This is a genomic window from Oleiphilus sp. HI0067 (assembly GCF_001635735.1).
In genome coordinates this window covers 1-892 of sequence record NZ_LWFI01000373.1, presented here as the reverse complement: position 1 = coordinate 892, position 892 = coordinate 1, and the positions used below count along the sequence as shown (strand labels likewise).

Annotated in this window: 2 protein-coding genes; one reads left to right on the top strand and one right to left on the bottom strand. The window is 43.2% G+C overall.

Going from position 1 to position 892, the window contains the following annotated elements; genetic code table 11:
• Nucleotides 1-377 (top strand): NapC/NirT family cytochrome c (locus tag A3739_RS04435; protein WP_197472045.1); only part of this gene is annotated, 377 nt, incomplete at its 5' end.
• Between the two features lie 95 nt (nt 378-472).
• On the opposite strand, the gene A3739_RS04430 is transcribed toward A3739_RS04435, so the two are convergent.
• Nucleotides 473-802 carry a peptidylprolyl isomerase gene (locus tag A3739_RS04430; RefSeq protein ID WP_068477174.1) on the bottom strand — a complete coding sequence of 110 codons (330 nt, stop codon included), beginning with the start codon at nt 800-802 and terminating at the stop codon, nt 473-475.
• Nucleotides 803-892 lie beyond the last annotated feature (90 nt).

Sequence of the window (892 nt, the reverse complement as noted above, 5' to 3'; positions counted from 1 at the left end):
AACTGAAAGGAACAATTCACTACAACAACCGTTCGGGTGTTCGTGCAACTTGCCCAGACTGCCACGTACCGCACAATTGGACGGACAAGATTGTGCGTAAAATGCAGGCATCGAAAGAAGTGTGGGGTAAGGTTTTTGGAACGATGAATACCCGCGAAAAATTCTTAGAAAAACGTTTGGAACTTGCTCAGCATGAGTGGCATCGCTTGAAGTCGAACAATTCTTTAGAGTGTCGAAACTGCCATAGTGCCGAATCGATGGACTTCAATCGCCAGAGTCCGCGAGCTCAGGCAATGCATTCTAAGTTCCTGATTACGCGAGAAAAAACATGTATCGATTGCCACAAAGGCATCGCGCATAAATTGCCCGATATGTAGGGTGTTGAAGGTTGGCAGTAGCCTAGGACTTCATTAACGAAAATTGGGGTCAGAGTACTTTTACTCTGACCCCATTTTTAACCACAACTAAGAACTTAATCTCTGTAATATACTTGTATCAAATGAAAACCGAATTGGCTTTTAACAGGGCCGTGAATTTTCTTGAGAGGCTGCGTGAAAATTACTTTCTCAATGGGCTTAACAAGCTGACCTTTGCGGATTTCTCCTAGATCGCCACCTTTTTTTTTGGATGGGCAAGTTGAATGTTTCTTGGCGAGTGCCTCAAAAGATTTACCAAGAATCAGCTGCTTTTTTAACTGCTCCGCTTCTTCTCTTGTCTTCACTAGTATGTGCTTTGCCATTGCAGTTGCCACGTTTGTCTCCGGCAGTATATCTCTATCATTGTCTTGAAAATCATCGCGCATTGTACACCTTTCGTATCTAGAGTGTATTTGTCGGCAATCAGTACCTATAATTGCGCGCAAGAAATTATTGTTATGGCGGATAGCCAACAA

Coding starts and splice junctions, on each gene's coding strand:
- A3739_RS04430 (WP_068477174.1), bottom strand. CDS start 802: ATGCGCGATGATTTTCAAGACAATGATAGAGATATACTGCCGGAGACA.